The organism is Azohydromonas lata NBRC 102462 (assembly GCF_001571085.1).
In the GTDB taxonomy this organism is placed as follows: domain Bacteria; phylum Pseudomonadota; class Gammaproteobacteria; order Burkholderiales; family Burkholderiaceae_C; genus Azohydromonas; species Azohydromonas lata.
Genome location: NZ_BCTC01000049.1, coordinates 15,071 through 35,747, shown reverse-complemented (window position 1 = coordinate 35,747; position 20,677 = coordinate 15,071). Strand labels below are relative to the sequence as shown.

The window sequence follows — 20,677 nt, the reverse complement described above, 5'->3', positions numbered from 1 at the left end:
GGCTGATGCCTTGGCGCGTGAGCGGTGCGGACCAGGCGGACGGACGAGCCCCTTCAGTGGCCCAGGCCCGTGAGAAACCGCCATCATTTTCAACGCTCCATTGATACCCTGATAATTCTTGTTATGCAGGTACAAGAACAATTCCATCAACGCTTTGACGTTTGCTCGAAGCTGACCCGTCCCGCCATGCTGGCGGGCCAAACCTTGGTGCATGACGGCTGTTTTGCGCAGCACGGTATGGATGGCTCAGGAACCGTGGCGTCATGACGGCGAACGGTTGCACAGCCAAACGCCGCGGCCGTCCGCCCGGCAGCAAGGCCGAAGTGGCCGCGCCGCATGCATTGCTGCGGCTGCACCACTTCAGCTTTCTGCGCGCGCTGGCCGAAGGCGTGGGCTTGCGCAGTGCCTGGGAGCGTTACATGGCGTTCGCCGGTGGGCCGGACGACGAGCGGCACTTCGCGGCCCAACTGCGGCGGCTGCGCCGGCACGTGGCCGAAGCGGCCCGCGCTCACGGCCTGCAGGACATCGCGGCCGAGGCGCTGTCCGATCCCGCACCCGGCCCGGCAACCGGATCACTTCCTGGCCTGGAGGACTGGGTGGCCCAGTGCTGCACCGAAAGCGGGCTGGAGGCGCAGGACCGGACCCCGGCCGAATGGCTGCAGGCGTATCAAGATGAATTCGGCCTGGACGCCGCTGCGCTGCCGCAACCCGCGCTGGCGACGGCTTTGGCACTGCCGCGATCCGCACGGCTGGCGGCGCTCAACCGGCTGGCGGCGGCGTTGTCGGCGCCGCCGGCGCTCGCCGATGCGCTGTCGCAGTGGTTGGCACCGGCGCTGGCGGCCTCGCTGCGCAGCGCCGGACTGCTCACGCTGCGCGACCTGGTGGACTTCGCCAACGTGCACGGCGCGCGCTGGTTCCGGCTGGTGCGCGGCCTGGGCGAAGTACGCGCGCGGCGCCTGCTGGTGTGGCTGCAACCCCTGGCCGCGGCGCTTGAGCACCCGCTGCGCGAGACCGCGTTGCAGCCGGCCCAACAACTGGCGCTGGCGCGTGGACGGGCCTTGGCGACGGTGCAGGACAGGCGGCTGGGCATCGTCCCTTTGGAGCGCCTGGCGGTGCCGCCGGAGCTCGACGGCCGGGGCGGCACCTTCCGCCTGTCCACGCCCAACGTGCTGGGTGCGCAGACTGATCTGGAGGCGATAGAGGGCTGGCTGCGCCGCTATGCCATGTCGCCGCGCACGCATGCCTCCTACGCGCGCGAGGCTGAGCGCTTCTACCTCTGGTGCCTGTGTGTGCGCAGGAAACCGCTGTCGTCGGTGACGGAGGAGGATTTGCACGCCTACCGCGCCTTCGTCGCCAACCCGCCGGGCGACTGGCTGCAGCCGCGCCAGGAAAGCCGCGACAGCGAGCACTGGCGCCCGTTCCGTGGCCCCTTGAGCCCGCTGTCGCAGCGGCATGCGCTCACCGTCGTGGCCTCGCTGCTGGGGGCGCTGATGAAGGCCGGCTATCTGGGTGCCAGCGCCGCGGCCGGCGTGACGCCGCATTTGAAACTGCCGCGGCCGGGCATAGACGTGCGGCGCAGCTTCGACGAGGCGCAATGGCGCTGGCTGATGGCCTGCTGGGAACGCCTGTACGGCGAAGCCGGCGCGGCTGGCGGCCTGGCCGACCTGGGATCGGATGCCAAGCCCGCGCGCGCGCGCAGCTTGCGCCGGCTGCGGCTGGTGCTGGAGCTGGGCGCCACCACGGGGCTGCGGCTGATCGAGCTGTGCACGGCACGCCTGTCCGGCCTGCGGCGCGAGGTGTTCGACGGCCAGGCGCTGTGGATGCTGGACGTGCTGGGCAAGGGCCACCGTCGGCGCAGCGTGCCCATCTACGACGACATCAAGCTGTTGATTGATCGCCACCAGGCGGACATGGAAGCCGCGGGCATAGGCCATGAGCCCGGCGCACCGCTGCGCACGCTGCTCACGCCGGCCGGGTCTGCCGCCATCGCTGGGGACCCCACGGCGGGCCAGGACGGCATGGCCGAACGCCCTCTCCGCCCTCTCATAGGCGCCCTGCGCCCTGCCGTGCCGCGCTGGCGCCTGGACGACGCGGGCGTGCCCGTGCTGGACGCCAGCCGCCAGGCCGACCGCTGGGGCGCACTGGAGCCGTCCGCCCTCTACCAGTCCTTGAAGCGGCTGCTGCGCCACGCCGGCGAGCACGCGCACGAGGCCGAACCTGCACTGGACGGCACGGCGTTCAACGCCGCCTCCACGCATTGGCTGCGCCATTTCTTCGCCAACAACGCAGCGGCCGATGGCGTGCTTCCAGTGGCGCTCATGGGCGCCATGGGGCATGCGGATTTGAAGACCACATCGCTCTACACCCGGCCGGAGCAACAGTTCATGGTGCGGGAGCTGGCCAAGGTGAGGCGCCGCGGGACGGGCTGATGGGTGGTTTAACAGCCGTGTGAGGATTTTCGGGAAGCGCTTGACGGAAATCCTGCATAGGCTTGTTGAACCGTTCAACACCCTGGCCTGCGTATGGCGGCGCTCTACCGTGTCGCCCGCCGTCGTGCCTGAGGCCTTGGTCGAGGCCCGCGTCGTTGCTGGGAAGTGGGCGCAGGTTCTCAGCCCTTCATGGCGCCGGCCGTTGCCGCGTCGCTTCCATGCCCGTGGCGCGCGGGCATTCAAGCCGGAGGATCCATGTGAGGGTTTTCGGGAGGGCTGCCGACGTCTTCCCTGCCCTGCCCTGCCCTGCCCTGCCCTGCCCTCCACGAAGGCTGTCGCCCAGTCCAGTCAAGCCAGCGGCCTCTCAGGCCCTGGCCACGCGGGCTGGTGATGGATGCTCAGGGGTGTTGAACCGTTCAACACTTGTGGCCAGCCCAAGTTGTGTTGTGTGGATGCGTTCATGCGATGCAGCAGCAGCCGGCAAGCCTTGCAGCCGCTCATGAGCCGGCAGCCCGGTGCGTGTTGAACCGTTCAACACCCTGTCGTGGTCGGCCGGTACAACGATGTTGGGCAGTGGGCGCACAGCGGTGTTGAATCGTTCAACACCGTGGCTACCCAACACGCTGCGGCGCCATGGCCGTCACCCTGTTTTCAACGCCAAGACGAGGTGTTGAACCGTTCAACACTCCGCCAAGAAAAAAGCGCCTTGCGGCGCCTTGTGACTCACGCCGGTTGCCGGCGTATGAAGTCTTCGACCAGTTGGAGAAGTTCCTCCTCCCGCTCCGGTGCAAGCACTCCCGCCTCGAAACGCAAGGACGCCCTGCCCCGCGCGTCGCGCGACAGCGTGGCCAGCTTGCGACCGTCGCGGCGCACATGGGCAGCGGCCGAGCGCGCGGCCGGCACGACCTCCTGACCGGTGAGCGCGTTGAACACCGCCTGCGCCGTCAATGCCTGGCCCTGCCCCTTCAAGTCACGAGCCCGCGCCAGAACGGTGTCCGGGTCCTTCTGCAGCAGCTCCGATAGCGGCTGCGCCCAGCGGAATTGGATCTCCAGCGGCGAGGCAAACGCCTCCACCACGGCCGCCGGCAGCCGCGCCAGCGACAGGCTCTTGGACACCAGCGACACGTCCACCTGCACCGACTCGGCCAGCTTGCGCAGCGAGGGATACAAGCCCTCATCCAGCGCGCGGCGGTACATGCAGCCCTGCTCCCAGGGGCTCAGGTTCTTGCGACCCCGGTTCTCGCGCTCCATGGCCTCGAACAGTTGCTGGTCGCTGACCTCCTCGATCAGCGCCCGCACCGGCAGGCCCAGCTCCAGGCAGGCGCGGTGGCGGCGGTGCCCAAAGACCAGCTCGTAGCGGACGCCCCGCCCGGCCGACGCGGCTTCGGCCGCCGACAGCGGCCGCACCTTCACCGGCTGCACGTTGCCGCCGGCCGCCTCAATTTCGGTCTTGAGCTCGCGGAACTCCGCATCGCTGAAGCTGGCCTCGTGCCGATTGGCCCAGCGCGACGGGCGGATGGAAGCCGCGTCCAGGCTGCGCACCGGCACCGCGCCGTCGAACTCGCGCAGCCGCTCCTTCAGATCCTCGGCCTCCTTGATGGCGGCCGACTGCGTGGACAGGAACTGCAGCATGGAGCCTGGCGCCGTCTTGGCACGGCTCTCGTCACCCGCCATGGGCGCCGCAGCGGCCGCCGCCGCACTGCCCGGCACCGGCGGCATTTGGATCAGCCCCGCCTTGGCTGCCAACTTCTTGCTCATGCACGTGCCCTCGCCTTGCGGGTGTTGAACGGTTCAACACCCTTGGCCGCACAGACCGGCGCGACGCCGGAGCGCTGCTGCTGCTGCGCCCACACGGAGCGTATGGAGCCCTCCACGTGGCCCACGAAAGAGTCGTAGGCCTCGCGCGCGCGCTTGAAGGTGCGGGCACTGCCGTCGTAGCGGGCCACGTCGTACACGGTGCCGAACTCGGCGGCCGTGACGCCGGTGACGGCGGTTTTCGGGATCTCCACGGGCAGCACCTTCTCGGCGTAGGTCTGCCCAATCCACTGCCGCACGATGGTGCTGGCCGCATCGGTGGAGTCCACCCGCGCCAGCAGCACGTGGATGAAGTCGAACTCCTTGGACAGGCCGCGCCGGCCCAGCAGCTCGGTGGTCAGGTCGGAGAACAAGCTCCAGAACTGCGCCGCCGAGGCGAAGTCCAGCGCGTTGGGCGGCAGCGGCATGATGATGCCGTTGCTGGCCATGAAGGCGTTGATGGTGGTGTAGGAGAGGGCCGGCGGCGTGTCGATGATGATCACGTCGTAGTCGGCGCGCACGTCGTCAATGCCCAGATCCAGCACGCGCCAGAACTCGAAGCCCGGCTCCTGCGTCTGCCGCGCCGGCAGCGCGAACTCCGCACCGAACAGCACCGGCGCCGCTGCCACGAGGTCTATGCCGTCCCAGTAGGTCTGCTGGATGGCGTAGCGGATGGACGTTTCGCTGCCCATGCACAGCGGCAATATGGTGTTCTGTTCCACCACCTCCGTGTCGGGCAGGATGCCGAACAGCGTGGTCAGCGAGCCTTGCGGGTCGGTATCGATCACCAGCACCCGGTGGCCCAGCAGCGACAGGCCCTGCGCCAGCGTGACGGCGGTGGTCGTCTTGGACACGCCGCCCTTGAAGTTGCCGATGCTCAGCGTCACGGCCTCGGCGCCGGCCGGGCGCAACTGCTCCTTGCGGTACTCGCGGATCCAGGCCCGCGCCTCGGCCAGGCTGAATTCGCGCCGCGAACCCGCCTCGTTGAGCTTGCCGCCGGGCAAGTCGCCGCGCGTCATGCGATGGCTCAGGCTGCCCTTTTCGATGCCGCACAAGGCGGCCAGTTGGCTCAAATTGAACACCGGCGCGTTCTTGCGCGCCGTGGGCGCCAGCATGGCGCTGCGGATCTGACCCATCATGGCGACCGCTCGCTCGGCCTGGTCCGCAATGTCCTGCAGGCCGATGGGCTTGGGCGGTTTGAGTTCTATCTTGTCCAACACGGATCCCTCACTGCTTGTCAGTCGGAGCCAGCTTGACGCTAGCCATTGGATTCGCGCGCATTGTGTCAAGTGGACAGTTTGTTGCAAAGCAGCGTTCGATGGGTACGTCCCTTCCGCGCGACACCCCACAGTCTTTTTGCCTTGACTAAAACGCCGCGACGCTTTGGATAGTTCAGAGCCTTTAATACATTCAATACCTTTAGCCTGAAAAAAGTCTTTGTGTGACAAAGACTTAACTCATTTCACGTGAGTGGATGCAGGACATTGCGGAGAATGTTCGGGGCCGTGCGTGCAGGGATACGGGACGACATGGAGCCTTTGCGGGACAACACGTGAGCGGATTCGGGGTCACTGGCGCGATGGGCCTGTGCACAAGCTGATGGCTCCTGAGCAAACTGACGTGAGGATTTTCGGGATGCACCGGACCGCCCCGCCCTGCCCACCGCATGAGGCGGCAAACCCGGACGGCCGGCGGCGCAGGCGTCCTGGCGGAAACAGAACCCTGCGCCAGCGGTCATTGAGGTGAGCATTTACGGGACATGCCGATGTGTCCTGCGCAGCGCTGCCGCGTGGTGGACGTGAGCCTTTTCGGGACGCGGAGCCTGCCTGCACCGGCTTCGATCTCATGGCATTGAGGTGAGCTTTTTCGGGAATCCGTGAGCCGCACTCCGGCAAGAATCGGCGCGTTCGAACGTGAGACTTTTCAGGAGTCACCGGTTGCCGGCACGTGCACAGCCACCATCCCGGCCACTTGCACACAGGTGAGAGTTTTCGGTAAGGACAGCGTGGCGCTTTTCGTTTTCATGTGAAAGCGCCCTCTCACGCGTGGGGTACAGTGCCCGCCATGCCCAGCGACGACTCCCCCCGCCCAAGTGCGCGGCGCCGCAAAGCCCCCGCTGCAGGCGGTGGCGGCACCGGTGCGCCGGCACGTGCCGTCACCGTGCGCAAGCCGGTCAACACGCTGGCCATCGTTCCCAAGTCGGCGCGCATCACGTCCCTTGGGCGCAAGAGCTACAACGTGCTGCTGCACGAGGCGCAGGCGCAAGGGCTGGACAAGGACGTGTTCCGCGCCCCGCTGGAGCGCATCGTCCGCGGCGTGGACTTCGACTCCAACGACCACGCCCTGATCAAGAAGCACCTGCGCGCCATGGTCTCCACCACCGTGGAGTGGCAGTCGCCCACCACGGGCGAGGGCATGGCCTGGAACGTCAGCGGCCTGCTCGCGCACGCGCGGCTGACCAAGGAGCGCGGCCAGGTCTGGGTGGAGTGGTCCTACGCGGTGAACCTCAAGCAGGAGCTGCTGGAGCCCAGCGTGTTCGCGCGGCTCAAGCTGGAAATCATCAGCCAGTTGCGCTCGCACGCCGGCATCGCGCTCTACGAGATCTGCACCCGCTACAAGGACGTGGGCCGCACCTCGCGCCAGCACTGGCGCTGGTGGCGCCCGGTGCTCAGCGGCCAGCCCGAGAGCGAGCGCACGGCCAAGCTGGAATACCGCATCTTCAAGCGCGACACGCTCAAGCCCGCCATCGCCGAGGTCAACGCGCTCACGGACTTGCAGGTGGAGCTGGCCGAATACAAGGAAGGCCGCTTCATCAGCGACATCCAGTTCCTCATCCGACCAAAGCCGCAAGCCGCCTTGCCGGCTCCTGCCGCCGTGCAGCCCGTCGATTTGCAGATCGTCGGCCGTGCGCAGGCGCTGGGGGTGGCCGAGGAAAAGACCGAGGCTTTCATTCAGGCCCATGGTCCCGCGGCCGTGCAGGCGGCACTGGAGCTGCTGGCGCGTCGCGTGGCCTCCAGCTACCCCGAGCCGCTGCGCGACCCGGCGCGCTATCTGAAAGCCCTCCTGGCCGGCGAGCCGGCCGCGCCGCCCGCGGTGGCCGAGCCCGCGCCGCCGCCGCTGACCACGCCGCGGTTCGCGCCCACGGCCGCACCCCAGGAGGCGACAGCTGCGGCCACGGCCACCACGGCCGACGTCGACGGCGGGGCAGGGGAGTGGTCCGTGAAACCCTCGGCGCGGCGGCAGGCGCGGTGGGTGGAGGCCTGGTTGCGGCGCCGCCGCGAGCATGTGGTGGACGACATTGCCGCACTCTCGCCTGAAGCCCAGGCCGAGCTGTGCGAGCAGTTGCTTGCCGACATGCAGGCGCGCCAGGTGCACCCCTCCATCCGCAAGCGGCTGCAGACCAGCGGCTGGCAGCACCCGCTGGTGCTGCCGGAGATGGTGCGCTGGTATGCGCAAGGCACGCACGGGCCCGCCTGGGACCAGCCCACGCCGCAGCAGCTGCTGGAGATCGCCGCCGAGTTGGGCGACGGCTGAGCGCCGCCTTCGCCTTCGGCTGCGCCTCGGGCCCGCGTTTCCACGAAAAGTGCTCGCGCTTCCGGTGGTCCACTGCCGTGATGGCCGTGGATGCCGCTGGCACTGTCCCGGAAAGCGCAGTCCAGCGGCCCGCGCGCGAGCTCGAAGTTGAGGGCGTGTGCACCGCGCCGTACCCGATGGGCTGCGTGACCCGCTTGGCGCTGAGGGCATGCGCGCGCCGGTACCGCCCGGTGGAACACCCGGGCCGCCGGGGCATGGGCATTGCCCCGCCCGCGCGATGGACATCGACATGGGTTTGGACGCGACGGCCGCGCTGCTACAGCGGCTCCTGGCGTGGGGGCTGATGCCGCTGTGGCTGCTGGCTGGCTTTGGCGACTGGCTCTGCCACCGCGCGCAGCGCATCGAGGACAGCGCGGGCACCAGGGAGTCGCTGCTGCACTGGCTGATGCTGCTGGAGATGGGCTCGGCGCTGGCCGCCGCGCTGCTGCTGGAACTCAATGCGGGCGTGCTGGCGCTGCTGCTGGTGCTGTGCGCCGCGCACGAGCTCACCACCTGGTGGGACCTGCGCTTTGCCTACCCGCGCCGGCGCATCCCGCCCGTCGAACAGTGGTTCCACGCGCTGCAGTTCTCGCTGCCCTGGGTGGGTTTCGTGTCGCTGGCGCTCATACACCGCGGCCAGGCCGCCGCGCTGCTGGGCCGGGGCGAGGCGGCGGACTGGACGTTCAGGCTCAAGGCGCAGCCGCTGCCGCTTGAATACGTGTGGGCCGTGGCGGTGGCCGGCACGCTGCTGGTGGCCTTGCCGTTTGCGGAGGAAACGCTGCGCTGCCGCCGCGCCGCGGTGAAGGCCGCACAGCGCTCGCGGCTGCGAGAGGCCGTGCGCGCAGCTCGTTGAAAACGCACCCAGGCAGCAAATGGGCCCCGCCGCCCGCCCCCGTCAACCGCGCTTGTGCTGCACCCCGCCGTGCTCGGGCGCCACGGCCTGCACGCGCCGGCGCGTGCCGGGGTCGCGCGCGGCCTGGCCTTCGACCTTTTCTCCCTTTTGCTTGCCGCCGGCGGCGTGGTGCTCCACCAGGGCGTTGATCTCCGAGCCGAGCAAGATGACCAGCCCCACGATGTAGAGCCACAGCATCAGCACGATCACCGCGCCAATGCTGCCGTAGGTCGCGTCGTAGTTGCCGAAGTTGGTGGCGTAGAAGGCAAAGCCCAGCGAGGCGATGATCAACGCGATCACCCCCAGCACGCTGCCCGGCGTGATGAAGACGAACTTCTGCTTCACGTCCGGCGCCAGGTAGTAGATGAGGGCGAAGGCCAGCATCAGCCCCGCCACGATGATCACCCAGCGCAGCGCTGCGAAGAACCACAGCACGGCCTGGTTGAGATTGAAGTACTGGCCCAGCCACTCCTGGATCACGCCGCCCAGGACGATGAGCGAGAAACCACCCACCATCAGCACCACGAACAGGATGCTCAGCCCAATGGCCGTGGCGCGCGCCTTGACGAAGCCGCGGCCCTCCTTGACGTCGTAGGTGATGTTGAGCTCCTGCATCACCGCGTACATGCCGGTGGAGGTGGCCCACAGCGTGGCCAGGAAGCCGAAGGACAGCAGCCCGCCGCGCTGCTCGCCGGTGATTTCCTGCACCACGCTGGCGAAGAGCTGCGCCGCGTTGGCCGGCATGGCCTGGCGCAGCAGGTCCATGATGGCCTGGTCCACATGCGGGATGGGCAGGAAGGGGATGACGGCCATCACGAAGATCATGGCCGGGAAGATGGCCAGCGTCAGGTAGAAGCCCAGCGCCGCGGCGCCGTTGAAGATGTCGTCGTCGCTGATCTCCTGGTACAGCTCCTTGAAGAACTGCATCAAAGACACGCCGCCAAGCATGAGCGCCTCGCTTTCGTAATCATGGTCCTGGCTTGCTGCGGTGCAATGCGCGTTCCCAGCACGGGCGTGCAGGCCGCCACGGCCCTCGGCCGGCCCAAGGCCTTAGGCGGCGAGGGTGGGAGGAGGGCGCCATTACACTGTCCACTGGTTTTTTATCCACGCCCCCGCCGCGCGCTCTGCGCACCGTTTTCGCCGGGGGCTTTTTCATTGGGACCCATGGACAAGCAGGCGCTGCACGACGTGCTGGATGCGCAGTATTTCGGCCTGGCCGACCGGCTCGAAGGCTTCCAGCCGCGCGAGGGCCAGTTGCAGATGCTGCACGCCATCGCCGACACGCTGGCCGAGGCCGACTTCGACCCCGCCAACCCGCCCGCCACCAAGGTCGCCGTCATCGAGGCCGGCACCGGCGTGGGCAAGACCCGCGCGTACCTGCTCGCCGGGTTGCACCTGGCCCGCGCCCGCAAGGTGAAGCTGCTCGTGTCCACGGCCACTATCACGCTGCAGGAGCAGCTCATGCACAAGGACTTGCCGGAGCTGGCCAAGACGCTGCAGGAGCCCTTCAGCTACGCGATGCTCAAGGGCCGCGGCCGCTACGTGTGCCTCCTGAAGCTCGACGCCCAGGCCAGCGGCCAGGCCCAGGAGGAGTTCGACCTGGCCGAGCCCGCGCAGCAGGGCGCCGCCGAGGCCGACGCCGCCGTGTTCCAGAAGCTGCAGCGCAAACTGCAGTCCGGCGCCTGGGACGGCGAGCGCGACAGCCTGGAGGGCGAGGCCCTGGCCGGCTGGGGCCGCATCGCCGCCGACCGCCACGCCTGCACGGGCCCCGCCTGCGAGGCCTACCAGGACTGCCTCTACTACGGCGCCAAGCGCGTGGCCGCCGCCGCCGACGTGCTGGTGGCCAACCACGACCTGGTGCTGGCCTCGCTGCGCAGCGACAAGTCCGCGCTGCCCAACGGCGAGCGCGCCATCTACGTCTTCGACGAAGGCCACCACCTGCCCGCCATCGCGCTGTCGCACGGCGCCAGTGAAACGGCGCTGACCAGCACCGCTTGGGCCACCCGCCTGGAGCGGGCGCTGGCCGCCGCCGCCTCGGAGCTGGACTATCCCGCCGAGTCGCTGCCGGACTCCTTGGGCGCGCTGCGCGAAAAGCTCGCGCAACTGGCCCGCGCGCTGCTGGACGCCTACACCACCCGCATCCAGGCCCACGCCGAATCGGCCAGCAGCGAGCCGCTGCGCGTGCGCCTGACCCACGGCAAGCTCTCCGAGGAGCTGCACGGCTTTTGGGACGAGCTGCACCAGGTGGCGGCCGCGGCCGAATCCAAGCTCGCCGACTTCTCCAACTGGATGCGCCGCAAGCGCGGCGAGGACGCCGACAGCGCCGCCCAAGTCAATCCGCACATGCTGGCCATAGGCCCGCAGGCGCGGCGCCTGACCGAGCTGGTCGAGACGGCCGAGCTGATGCTGGACGAGGGCGCCATGCCCCCCGCCAAGTGGTTCGAGTTCCGCGCCGAGGGCGGCGTGGTGCAGCTCGACGCCAAGGCCTGCCCGCTGTTTGCCGGCGGGCTGCTGCAGCGCAACCTGTGGAGCCGGCTGCGCGGCGCGGTGGTGACCTCGGCCACGCTGCGGGCGCTGGGGAAATTCGATTTCTTCGTCCGCGACGCCGGCCTGGACCACGTGGAAGGCACGCGCACGCTGCAGGTGCAAAGCCCTTTCGACTACGGGCAGCAGGGTCGCTTCATCGTCGTGGCCACGCAAGCCAGCCCCAAGGACCCGGCCGCGCACAACCGCGAGTGCGCCGGCCTGATCGCGCGCGACCTGCGCGAAGTGCAGCACGGCGCGCTGCTGCTGTGCTCGTCCTGGGTGCAGTTGCGCGCGGTGGTGGAAGCCATGCCGGTGGAAATCCGCAACGATTTATTGGTGCAGGGCAGCGCCTCGCGCGAGCAGCTGCTGCGCCGCCACCGCGAGGCCGTCGCCCGCGGCCAGCGCTCGGTGCTGGTTGGGCTGCAAAGCTTCGGCGAAGGCCTGGACCTGCCCGGAACTTTGTGCGAATGGGTGCTCATGCCCAAGGTGCCTTTTGCCAACCCGAGCGACCCGGTGTCCGAGGCGCGCAGCGAGTGGCTGGAGGCCAAGGGCCGCAACAGCTTCGTGGAGCTGACCGTGCCGGCCACCGGCGTGCGCCTGAACCAGTGGGCCGGCCGCGGCATACGCAGCGAGCAGGACCGCGCCACGCTCGTGTGCTACGACCCGCGCCTGGCGACGACCCCCTTCGGCCGCCAGCTCCTGGCCGGGCTGCCCCCGTTTGCCAAGCTGCTGCGAAAGGGCGGCAAGGAAACGGTGCTGGAGGTCGGGGAGGGGTAGGGCGGCACCGCCATGAAGCCGTCGCCCGCCCCGCACCGCCTGCTGCCGGCCCTGCTGGCCTGGGTCCTCACGGCCTGCGGCCCGCACCCAGGCGGCCCGCAGCCGCCGCCCGCCGCGCCTGCCGGCCAGTCCGTGCCGCCGCCCGCCACGCTGCGCGCCGAGCCCGGCACCTACACGCTGGACCCCGCCCGCTCCGAGATCGCCGTGCTCGTGCGTCGCGGCGGCGCGCTGGCCCGCCTGGGCCATGACCACGTCGTCAGCCACCCGGCGCTGCAGGGGCATTTCAGCGTGCCGGCCGGCGGCGGCAGCCGTGCCGAGGGCGAGGTCACCGTGCTGCTGTCCGGGCTGGTCGTGGACGACCCCGCGCTGCGCGCGCGCTACGCGCTGGACACGCAGCCCACGCCCGCCGCCGTGGAGGGCACGCGCGCCAACATGCTGCAGCGCGTGCTGCAGGACTATCGTTTTCCGTTGGCGCGGCTGCGCCTGTCGGCCGAGCCGCACCCGTCCGCCGAAGTGGACGTGGAGATCGCCCTGCACGGCGTCACGCGGCGTCAGCGCGTGGCGGTGGACTGGCAGGCCGAGCGCGGCGAGCTGCGCGGGCGCGGCCGCCTCGTGCTGCTGCAAAGCGACTTCGGCATGCAGCCGCTCACGGTGTTGGGCGGCGCGCTGCGCGTGGAAGACCGGCTGGAGATGGATTTCGAGCTGCGCGCCCGCCGCGACCCCGATGGCGCCGCGCCGCGGCCGCCGGCTTGAGCCGGATCAAGGCAAGACCCCGTGCGGGCATGGGACACTGCGCCGGCCCGCCCAGGAGAAGAACGGTCGGCCCCGGTGCCCGTCCACGCCCGGCGTGCTCGCCCGGCGCGCACAGCGCGCTCGCCGCTGCCGTGACGCCTTTCACGACACCACTGGTAAGAAAACGGCCAGACCGGCCGTGCGGGCGAAAAATACCCGTTGGCCGCCGCATCCGGCGGCCGTTTCGTTTCCGGCATGAATTTTCAGTCCCCCTGTCGCCCCGAATCCGCTGCCGCCACGGCCGATGCGTCCTGCGTCGTCCACAACCTGCGCGAGGTGGTGTTCCGCATCGATGTCCAGGGGCGCTGGGCTTTTCTCAACCCGTCCTGGGCCGGCTTGAGCGGCCGCGAGCCCCTTTCCAGCCTGGGGTGCGCCTTCTTGCAGGATGTGCACCCGCTGGACCGCGACAGCGCGCAAGGCCGCTGCCTGGCGCTGCTGGAGGGCGACCAGGCCGAATGGCGCCAGACGCTGCGGCTGCTGCTGGCCGGGGGCGACTTCAAGTGGGTGGAGGTCGCCGCGCGGCCCGCGCTGGACGCCCAGGGCCTCGTGCGCGGCGTGGCCGGCACGCTGGTGGACGTGAGCGAGCGCCGCGCCACCGAGGAGCGGCTGCGCCTGTCGGCCAGCGTCTTCGACGGTGCGCGCGAAGGCATCGCCATCACCGACCCGCAGGGCCGCATCCTGGAGGTCAACGCCGCTTTCCAGGACATCACCGGCTACCGCCGCGAGCAGGTGCTGGGCCGCACGCCGGCCCTCCTGTCCAGCGGCCGCCACGACAAGGCCTTCTACGAGGCGATGTGGGGCGAGCTGCTGTCCACCGGCCAGTGGAGCGGCGAGATCTGGAACCGCCGCGCCGATGGCGCACTGCTGGCCGAGCTGCTGCGCATCTCCGCCGTGCGCGACGAGCAGGGGCGCCACACCCACTACGTCGCCATCTTCAGCGACATCACCCGGCTCAAGCGCCAGCAGGAAACGCTGGAGCGGCTGGCCCACTACGACCCGCTCACCGGGCTGCCCAACCGCGTGCTGCTCACCGACCGGCTGCAGACGCAGATCGCGCAGGCCGAGCGCCGTCGCGAGCCGCTGGCCGTGTGCTCGCTGGACCTGGACGGCTTCAAGGCCGTCAACGACGCCTGGGGCCACCCCGTGGGCGACGAGCTGCTGGTGCAGGCCGCCGAGCGCATGCGCCTGGCCCTGCGCGCCGGCGACACCGTGGCGCGCTTGGGCGGCGACGAGTTCGTCCTCATCCTGGACCACGCGCCCAGCGAGGCCGAGGTCGGCGCGCTGGCCGAGCGCGTGCTCGCCACGCTGGGCGCACCCTACACCCTCATGGGGCGCGAGGCGCGCGTGACCGCCAGCCTGGGCATCGCGCTGTTCCCGCAGCACGGCACCACGCCGGAGCGGCTGCTGCGCAATGCCGACCAGGCCATGCTGCGCGCCAAGCGCCAGGGCAAGAACCTGGCGTGCCTCGTCGTCGGCGACGAGGCCGAGGTGGCCGCGCGCGAGCAGCACGCCACGGCGCTGCACGAGGCGCTGCTCGGCGGCGAGCTGTGCCTGTACTTCCAGCCCAAGGTGGAAGCGCGCACCCAGCGCCCCGTGGGCGCCGAAGGGCTGCTGCGCTGGCTGCACCCCGTGCGCGGCGTGCTCACGCCGGGCGAGTTCCTGCCGCAGATCCACGGCACGGAGCTGGAGTGCGAGATCGACTGGCTGGTGCTGGAGCAGGGCATGGCGCAGCTTGGGCGCTGGACGCTCGAAGGCCACGACATGTCGCTGAGCCTGAACCTGTGCGCCGCCACGCTGCTGCACCCGCAGTTCACGTCGCGCGTGGCGCTGCTGGCCCGCGAGCACGGCGTGCCGCGCGGGCGGCTGGAGCTGGAGGTGCTGGAAACCGCCGCGCTGGCCGACCTGGCCGCCGTGGCGCAGGCCATGGAGGCCTGCGCGCAGTTGGGCGTGTGCTTCGCGCTGGACGACTTCGGCACCGGCTACTCCTCGCTGCACTACCTGCGCCAGCTCCCGGTGAAGTGGCTCAAGATCGACCAGGGCTTCGTGCGGCGCATGCTCACCGACGAGGGCGACATGCACATCGTCCGCGCCGTTGTGGGCCTGGCCGCCGCCTTTGGCGTGCGCACCGTGGCCGAGGGCGTGGAAACCGCCGCCCACGCCCAAGCCCTCACCGCGCTGGGCTGCGACCTGCTGCAGGGCTACTGGTTCGCCCGCCCAATGCCCGCGGCCGCGCTGCTGCAGTGGCTGCAGGAGCGCCAGGCCGGCCCGCGCCCGCCGGAAGCCCCCCAGGCGCTGCGCGAAGCCGGCGCCTGATCCAGCCTTCAAAAATCCAGAATTCAGCGTTCACGGCCTCCCACATGGAGGCCGGGCTTGGCGTACCTATCCTTTTGTCCATGCAGTGATTAACTGCTTCAACGGATTTCAACGGAGTACGCCATGAAGGTTTTGCATCTGGATTCCAGCCCGCTCGGTGGCGCCTCGGCAACGCGCGAGCTGACGGCCTCGCTGGCCTCGGCCTACCAGGCCACCGGCGCCCAAGTGACCTACCGCGACCTGGCGGCGCAGCCCATCGCGCACCTGGACGGCGAGCTGCTGCAGGCCCTGCGCCCCGCGCCCGGCGCCCCCGCTCCCACGGGCGAGGTTGTGGCGCGCGAGCTGGCGCTCACCGAGGAGCTGCTGGCCGAGTTCCTGGCCGCGGACGTCGTGATCGTGGGCGCGCCCATGTACAACTTCTCGGTGCCCACGCAACTCAAGGCGTGGATAGACCGCATCGCGCAGGCCGGCCGCACCTTCCGCTACACGGCCGAAGGCCCGGTGGGCCTGGCCGGCGGTCGCAAGGTCGTGGTCGCCTCGGCCCGCGGCGGCCGCTACGCCGGCACGGCCTATGAACAGGCCATGGACCACCAGGAGGCCTACCTGCGCGCCGTCTTCGGCTTCCTGGGCATCACCGACGTGGACGTGGTGCGCGCCGAGGGCGTGGCCATGGGCCCCGAGGCCCGCGCCGCCGCGCTGGCGCAGGCCAAGCAGGCCGGCAGCGAGGCCGTCGCGGCCTGAGCGGGTGCCGGCCACCGTCAGGAGAGCCGGCAAAATCGGGGGTCGTGACCTGCGCGGGCGTGTGCAAGCGCCTGCCAGGCTTTGCCGGCCGCACCCACCCGTGAGTGCGGCCGGCGTGCCTTCCTGAAGAATTCATCCGCCCATGAGCAGCCTGCCCCCTTGCCCCGCCTGCAACTCCGCGTTCACCTATGAAGACGGCGCCCTGCTGGTCTGTCCGGAGTGCGCGCACGAATGGAGCCCCGACGCCGCGCCGGCCCAAGCGGCCCAGCGCGTGTGGAAGGACGCGCACGGCAACGTGCTGCAGGACGGCGACACGGTCACGCTCGTCAAGGACCTGAAGGTCAAGGGCTCGTCCACCGCCATCAAGGTCGGCACCAAGGTGAAGAACATCCGGCTGGTCGAAGGCGACCACGACATCGACTGCAAGATCGACGGCTTCGGCGCCATGCAGTTGAAGTCCGAGTTCGTCAAGAAGGCTTGAGCCGGGTGCAACCGGCCCCGCCCGGCCACGGCGGCACTGGCTCCGGAGCCGGGCCGGCCGGCGATCCAGGCCCGTCTGCGCACCGCCGCGCGGTGTGCGCGCGCTGCCTGCGCCCGCAGGCCACCTGCCTGTGCGCGCTGGCGCGGCCCACCGGCCACCGCACCGAGGTGCTGGTGCTTCAGCACCCGCAGGAGCAGCGCCAGGCCAAGAACAGCGTGGCGCTGCTGCGGCTGTCGCTGGCGCACTGCGAGGTGGTGGTCGGCGAGCGCTTCGAGCCCGCGGCGCTGCAGGCCCTGCTGCACCGCCCCGGCAGGCAGGCACGGCTGCTCTACCCGGACGTGCCGGCCGCGCCCGCGCCGCCGGCCCCGCCGGCCGCCGGCGCGCCGCTGCGGCTCGTCGTGATCGACGCGACCTGGCGCAAGAGCCTGCGCATGCTGCTCGAACACCCCGCCCTGGCCGCGCTGCCGCGGCTGTCGCTGGACGCGCCGCAGCCCACGCGCTACCGCGCCATCCGCGCGGCGCGGCGGGCCGACCAGGTCTCCACGCTGGAAGCCACCGTGCAGGCGCTGGCCATGCTCGAAGGCCCCTGCTTCCAGGCCGCGCCGCTGCTGGACGCCTTTGGCCGCTTCGTCGCGGACGTGCAGGCCCGCCAGCGGCCGGCGGGCGCCGCAGGCCCGGCGCCGCCCGGCTGCGGCTCATGAAACCCTGAGGCTCATTTCCCGGCCCGTGGTGCGGGCCCACGGCCCGCGCGGGCTGGCGGCATGCCGCTTGCCCTCTATCCGGCCCAAAGGACGCGGCAGGCCGCCTGACGGCGCCGGTTCGGCGAGGGGCCGGGCCACTGCAGGCCGACCGTCTGAGGAAAGGCCGCCATGTCCGAGAGTTCCCACGGCTGCCCAAGCGGCGATATGCAGGCGCTGCTGGCAGCCATCGTGTCGTCGTCCGACGACGCCATCCTCAGCACCACGCTGGACGGCGTGATCACCTCCTGGAACGCCGGGGCCGAGCGCATGTACGGTTACACGGCCGCCGAGGCCCTGGGCCATCCCTTGGCATTGATCGTGCCCGACGACCGCACCGAGGAGGCGCTGGCCATGCTGCGCCGCGTGGCCGGCGGCGAGCGCGTGGCGCACCACGAAACCGTGCGCCTCACCCGCGCGGGCCGACGCATCGACGTGCTGCTGGGCATCTCGCCCGTGCGCGACCGCAGCGGGCGCGTGGTGGGCGTGTCCAAGGTGGCGCGCGACATCACCGCCGAGAAGGCCGCGCAGGCGCTGCGCCGCCAGGCCGAGGAGCGCCTGCAGCTCATCACCGACAACGTGCCCGCGCTCATCGCCTACGTGGACGGCGACTGCCGCTACCGCTTCGTCAACCAGGCCTACGAGCAGTGGTTCGGCCTGCCGCGCGAGCGCATCGTGGGCCGCCGCGTGGCCGACGTGGTGGGCGAGGACGCCTGGCGCGCCGTGGGCCCGCGCATGGCGCGCGTGCTCGCGGGCGAGGCCGTGCAGTACGAGGCCGAGCTCTACATCCGGGGCGCGGGCCGGCGCTGCATCGAGGCCAGCTACGTGCCGCACCGCGGCCCAAAGGGTCGCGTGGAAGGCATCGCCGTCATGGTCCATGACATTTCAGCGCGCATGCGCGCCGCGCAGGCGCAGGCGCGCAGCGAGGAGCGGCTGGCGCTGGCCGTGCGCGCCGCGGACATGGGCATCTTCGACCTGGACCACGCCGCCGCCACGCTGCACGCCAGCGCCGAGCTGCGTGAGCTGCTGGGCTGGCCGCCGCGCCTGGCGGTGGACGCCCAATCGCTGCGGGACGCCGTCCATCCCCTGGACCGCGAGGTGTATGAAAGCCGCCGCCGCGCCGCCGAGGACCCGCGCGGTGACGGCGTGTTCACGCTGGAGTACCGCGTGCTGCACCCCGACGGCGCGCTGCGCTGGGTCAGCGCGCGCGCGCAGACCCTCTTCGATGGCGAGGGGGCGCAGCGCCGCGCCGTGCGCACCACCGGCGTGCTGCTGGACGTGAGCGAGCGCCACGAGGTCGAGCAGGCGCTGCGCCGCAGCGAGGCGCTGCACCGACTGCTGGTGTCCATGCACGAGGCCACGGCCGCGCAGCGCGACCCGCGCGCGGTGCAGCGCGAGGTGGCGCAGCGCCTGGGCCGCCACCTGGGGGCCAGCCGCTGCCTGTACGCCGAGTTCGAGGACGACGGCCGCCATGCCCGCGTGCTGCACGACTACGCCGACGGCGTGCCCAGCATCGCCGGCGTGCACCGCATGGCGGACTTCGGCCTCGCGCTGCGCCAGGCCTTGTCCGCCGGTGAAACCTTCGTGGTGGAAGACGTGCGCAGCGACCCGCGGCTGGCCGACGGCGGCACGCGCGCGGCCTACGCCGCGCTTGGGCTGGTGGCGCAGTTGTGCGTGCCGCTGGTCAAGGACGGCAAGCTCGTCGCCGCGCTGTCCGTGCACCAGCGCGGCCCGCGCCGCTGGGAGCGCGACGAGATCGCGCTGGTGGAGCAGCTCGCGCAGCGCACCTGGTTCGCGCTGGAGACGGCGCATGCCCAGGCGCGGCTGCGCGAGAGCCGCGACGTGCTGGGCCTGGCCATGCGCGCCGGGCGCATGGGCGCGTGGTCGCGCGACCTCTCCACCGGGTGCGAGTGGTGGAGCCACGAGCTGGAGGAGATCTTCGGCCTGGCGCCGGGCAGCTTCGGCGGCAGCGAGGCGGACTTCCTGGCCTTGCTCCACCCCGAGGACCGCGAGGCCGTGCGCGACGCCGTGCAAGAGGGCATACGCCAGGCGGGCGACTACGCGGTGGAGTTCCGCTTCCGCCATGCCGGCGGGCAGTGGCGCTGGATGGAAGGGCGCGGCCGCATCGTGGCCGACGCCGCCGGGCAGCCGGCCATGCTCTACGGGCTGGGCATAGACATCACCGAGCGCAAGGGCGCCGAGCAGGAGCTGCAGCGCCTGAACGCCGAGCTGCAGCACGCCGCGCGGCGCAAGGACGAGTTCCTCGCCACCCTGGCCCACGAGCTGCGCAACCCGCTGGCGCCCATGCGCAACGCGCTGGAAATCCAGCGCCTGCGCCTGCCGGCCGAGGACGCTCAGTTGCGCTGGTCGCACGAGCTGCTGCAGCGGCAGTTGCGCCAGCTCACGCGGCTGGTGGACGACTTGTTGGAGATCGCCCGCATCAGCCAGGGTCGCCTGGAGCTGCGCCGCGAGCCGCTGGCGCTGTCGGAGGTGGTGCAGGGCGCCGTGGACGCCGCGCTGCCGCAGATGCAGGCGCGGCGCCATGCGCTCGGCGTGTCGCTGCCGCAGGAGCCGCTGCACCTGGTGGGCGACGCCGCGCGCCTCACGCAACTGCTGCTCAACCTGCTCAACAACGCCGCGCAGTACACGCCGCAGGGCGGGCGCATCGCGCTGGCCGTGCGGCGCGAGGAGAACAAGGAGGGCGACGGGGCCGAAAGCGGCGACCAGGGCGCAGGGGAGGCACAGGGCGCCGCGGGCGAAGTGGTCGTCACCGTCACGGACAACGGCATAGGGCTGGCCGCCGAGCACCTGCCGCACATCTTCGACATGTTTTCCCAGGTGCAGCCCGCGCTGGAGCGCACGCACGGCGGCCTGGGCGTGGGCCTGGCGCTGGCGCGGGCGCTGGCCGTGCTGCACGGCGGGCAGTTGAGCGCGCGCAGCGAGGGTGCGGGGTGCGGCAGCGAATTCGAGCTGCGGCTGCCGCTGCCGGCGCAGCCCGGCGCCGTGGCGCCGCAGCAGGACGACGGCGCGCCCGCGGGCGCGCCGCAGGCTGCCGCGCGCCGCGTCATGGTGGTGGACGACAACCCCGATGCCGCCGAAAGCCTGGCGCTGCTGCTGGAGCTGCAGGGCCACGAGGTGCGCACCGCGCACGACGGGCTGGCCGCCGTGGCGCTGGCGCAGGCGTTCCGCCCGGCGCTGGCCATCGTGGACATCGGCCTGCCGGGCATCAGCGGCTACGAGGTGGCGCGCCGCATCCGCGCGCAGCCCGGTGGCGCGGCGTTGCTGCTGGTGGCGCTCACCGGCTGGGGGCAGGCGCAGGACAAGCAGGCCGCGCTGGAAGCGGGGTTCGACCGGCACCTCACCAAGCCCGTGGCGCCGCAGCAGTTGGACGAGCTGTTCGCGCTGGAGCCCTTGGGCCGCACGGCGGCCGCCTGACACCGGCACAACGGCCACGGCGCCCGCGCGATGGATTTCAACCTTGGGGTGTTGCCGGCCGCCTGAGGCCGATGCTTGCGTCCGCAGCCACCATCCCCCGCCGCCCGGGGGCGCGCCGGGGACGGTCCGGGGATGGCGGCGGCCCTTCGTTTGCGTCAGGGCAGCGCCGCACTCGGGTGCAGGCGGC

General features: G+C 71.0%; 14 protein-coding genes. 11 read left to right on the top strand and 3 right to left on the bottom strand.

Going from position 1 to position 20,677, the window contains the following annotated elements; translation table 11 throughout:
- The first annotated feature begins 69 nt into the window (after positions 1–69).
- A complete protein-coding gene (locus ALA01S_RS33160; RefSeq protein ID WP_157119088.1) occupies positions 70–267 on the top strand; it encodes a hypothetical protein in 198 nt (65 codons plus the stop codon).
- Positions 264–2,429 carry a site-specific integrase gene (locus tag ALA01S_RS17430; RefSeq protein WP_066338758.1) on the top strand — a complete coding sequence of 722 codons (2,166 nt, stop codon included), beginning with the start codon at positions 264–266 and terminating at the stop codon, positions 2,427–2,429. The genes ALA01S_RS33160 and ALA01S_RS17430 overlap by 4 nt, the downstream gene beginning before the upstream one ends.
- A gap of 723 nt (positions 2,430–3,152) precedes the next feature.
- Here ALA01S_RS17430 and ALA01S_RS17425 read toward each other — a convergent pair.
- Positions 3,153–4,187: a ParB/RepB/Spo0J family partition protein gene (locus ALA01S_RS17425; RefSeq protein ID WP_066338755.1), complete on the bottom strand. Its 1,035-nt coding sequence runs from the start codon at positions 4,185–4,187 to the stop codon at positions 3,153–3,155.
- Positions 4,184–5,443 carry an AAA family ATPase gene (locus ALA01S_RS17420; protein WP_238455843.1) on the bottom strand — a complete coding sequence of 420 codons (1,260 nt, stop codon included), beginning with the start codon at positions 5,441–5,443 and terminating at the stop codon, positions 4,184–4,186. Before ALA01S_RS17420 ends, ALA01S_RS17425 begins: the two co-directional genes overlap by 4 nt.
- 844 nt (positions 5,444–6,287) lie before the next feature.
- On the opposite strand from ALA01S_RS17420, the gene ALA01S_RS17415 reads away from it, so the two are divergent.
- A complete protein-coding gene (locus tag ALA01S_RS17415; RefSeq protein ID WP_084267673.1) occupies positions 6,288–7,757 on the top strand; it encodes a replication initiation protein in 1,470 nt (489 codons plus the stop codon).
- A 289-nt stretch (positions 7,758–8,046) separates the two neighbouring features.
- Positions 8,047–8,649: a diguanylate cyclase gene (locus ALA01S_RS17410; RefSeq protein WP_238455842.1), complete on the top strand. Its 603-nt coding sequence runs from the start codon at positions 8,047–8,049 to the stop codon at positions 8,647–8,649.
- A 42-nt stretch (positions 8,650–8,691) separates the two neighbouring features.
- On the opposite strand, the gene ALA01S_RS17405 is transcribed toward ALA01S_RS17410, so the two are convergent.
- Positions 8,692–9,615, bottom strand: a complete 924-nt coding sequence (locus ALA01S_RS17405; RefSeq protein ID WP_169805950.1) for a YihY/virulence factor BrkB family protein — start codon at positions 9,613–9,615, stop codon at positions 8,692–8,694.
- A 237-nt stretch (positions 9,616–9,852) separates the two neighbouring features.
- Here ALA01S_RS17405 and dinG point away from each other — a divergent pair, with 237 nt between their 5' ends.
- The 7 genes from dinG to ALA01S_RS17370 all read left to right on the top strand — a co-directional run bounded on the left by dinG (position 9,853) and on the right by ALA01S_RS17370 (position 20,490).
- Positions 9,853–11,991 (top strand): ATP-dependent DNA helicase DinG, encoded by a 2,139-nt coding sequence (dinG, locus tag ALA01S_RS17400; protein WP_066338743.1) that lies wholly within the window; start codon positions 9,853–9,855, stop codon positions 11,989–11,991.
- Positions 11,992–12,003: 12 nt separating this feature from the next.
- Complete coding sequence (locus tag ALA01S_RS17395) at positions 12,004–12,744, top strand: YceI family protein (protein ID WP_066338740.1); 741 nt, start codon at positions 12,004–12,006, stop codon at positions 12,742–12,744.
- Between the two features lie 234 nt (positions 12,745–12,978).
- Entirely contained in the window at positions 12,979–15,096 is a 2,118-nt protein-coding gene (locus tag ALA01S_RS17390) for a putative bifunctional diguanylate cyclase/phosphodiesterase (RefSeq protein ID WP_066338738.1), read from the top strand.
- A gap of 123 nt (positions 15,097–15,219) precedes the next feature.
- On the top strand, positions 15,220–15,837 hold the full coding sequence (locus ALA01S_RS17385; protein ID WP_066338736.1) for an FMN-dependent NADH-azoreductase: 618 nt from the start codon (positions 15,220–15,222) through the stop codon (positions 15,835–15,837).
- Between the two features lie 142 nt (positions 15,838–15,979).
- The gene (locus tag ALA01S_RS17380; protein WP_066338734.1) at positions 15,980–16,318 is read left to right on the top strand and encodes a zinc ribbon domain-containing protein YjdM; all 339 of its coding nucleotides are present in this window, start codon (positions 15,980–15,982) and stop codon (positions 16,316–16,318) included.
- A 92-nt stretch (positions 16,319–16,410) separates the two neighbouring features.
- Positions 16,411–17,019, top strand: coding sequence for a tRNA-uridine aminocarboxypropyltransferase (locus ALA01S_RS17375; protein WP_066338731.1), 609 nt, complete (start codon positions 16,411–16,413; stop codon positions 17,017–17,019).
- 168 nt (positions 17,020–17,187) lie between these two features.
- Positions 17,188–20,490 (top strand): PAS domain S-box protein, encoded by a 3,303-nt coding sequence (locus ALA01S_RS17370; protein WP_066338728.1) that lies wholly within the window; start codon positions 17,188–17,190, stop codon positions 20,488–20,490.
- Positions 20,491–20,677: the final 187 nt, after the last annotated feature.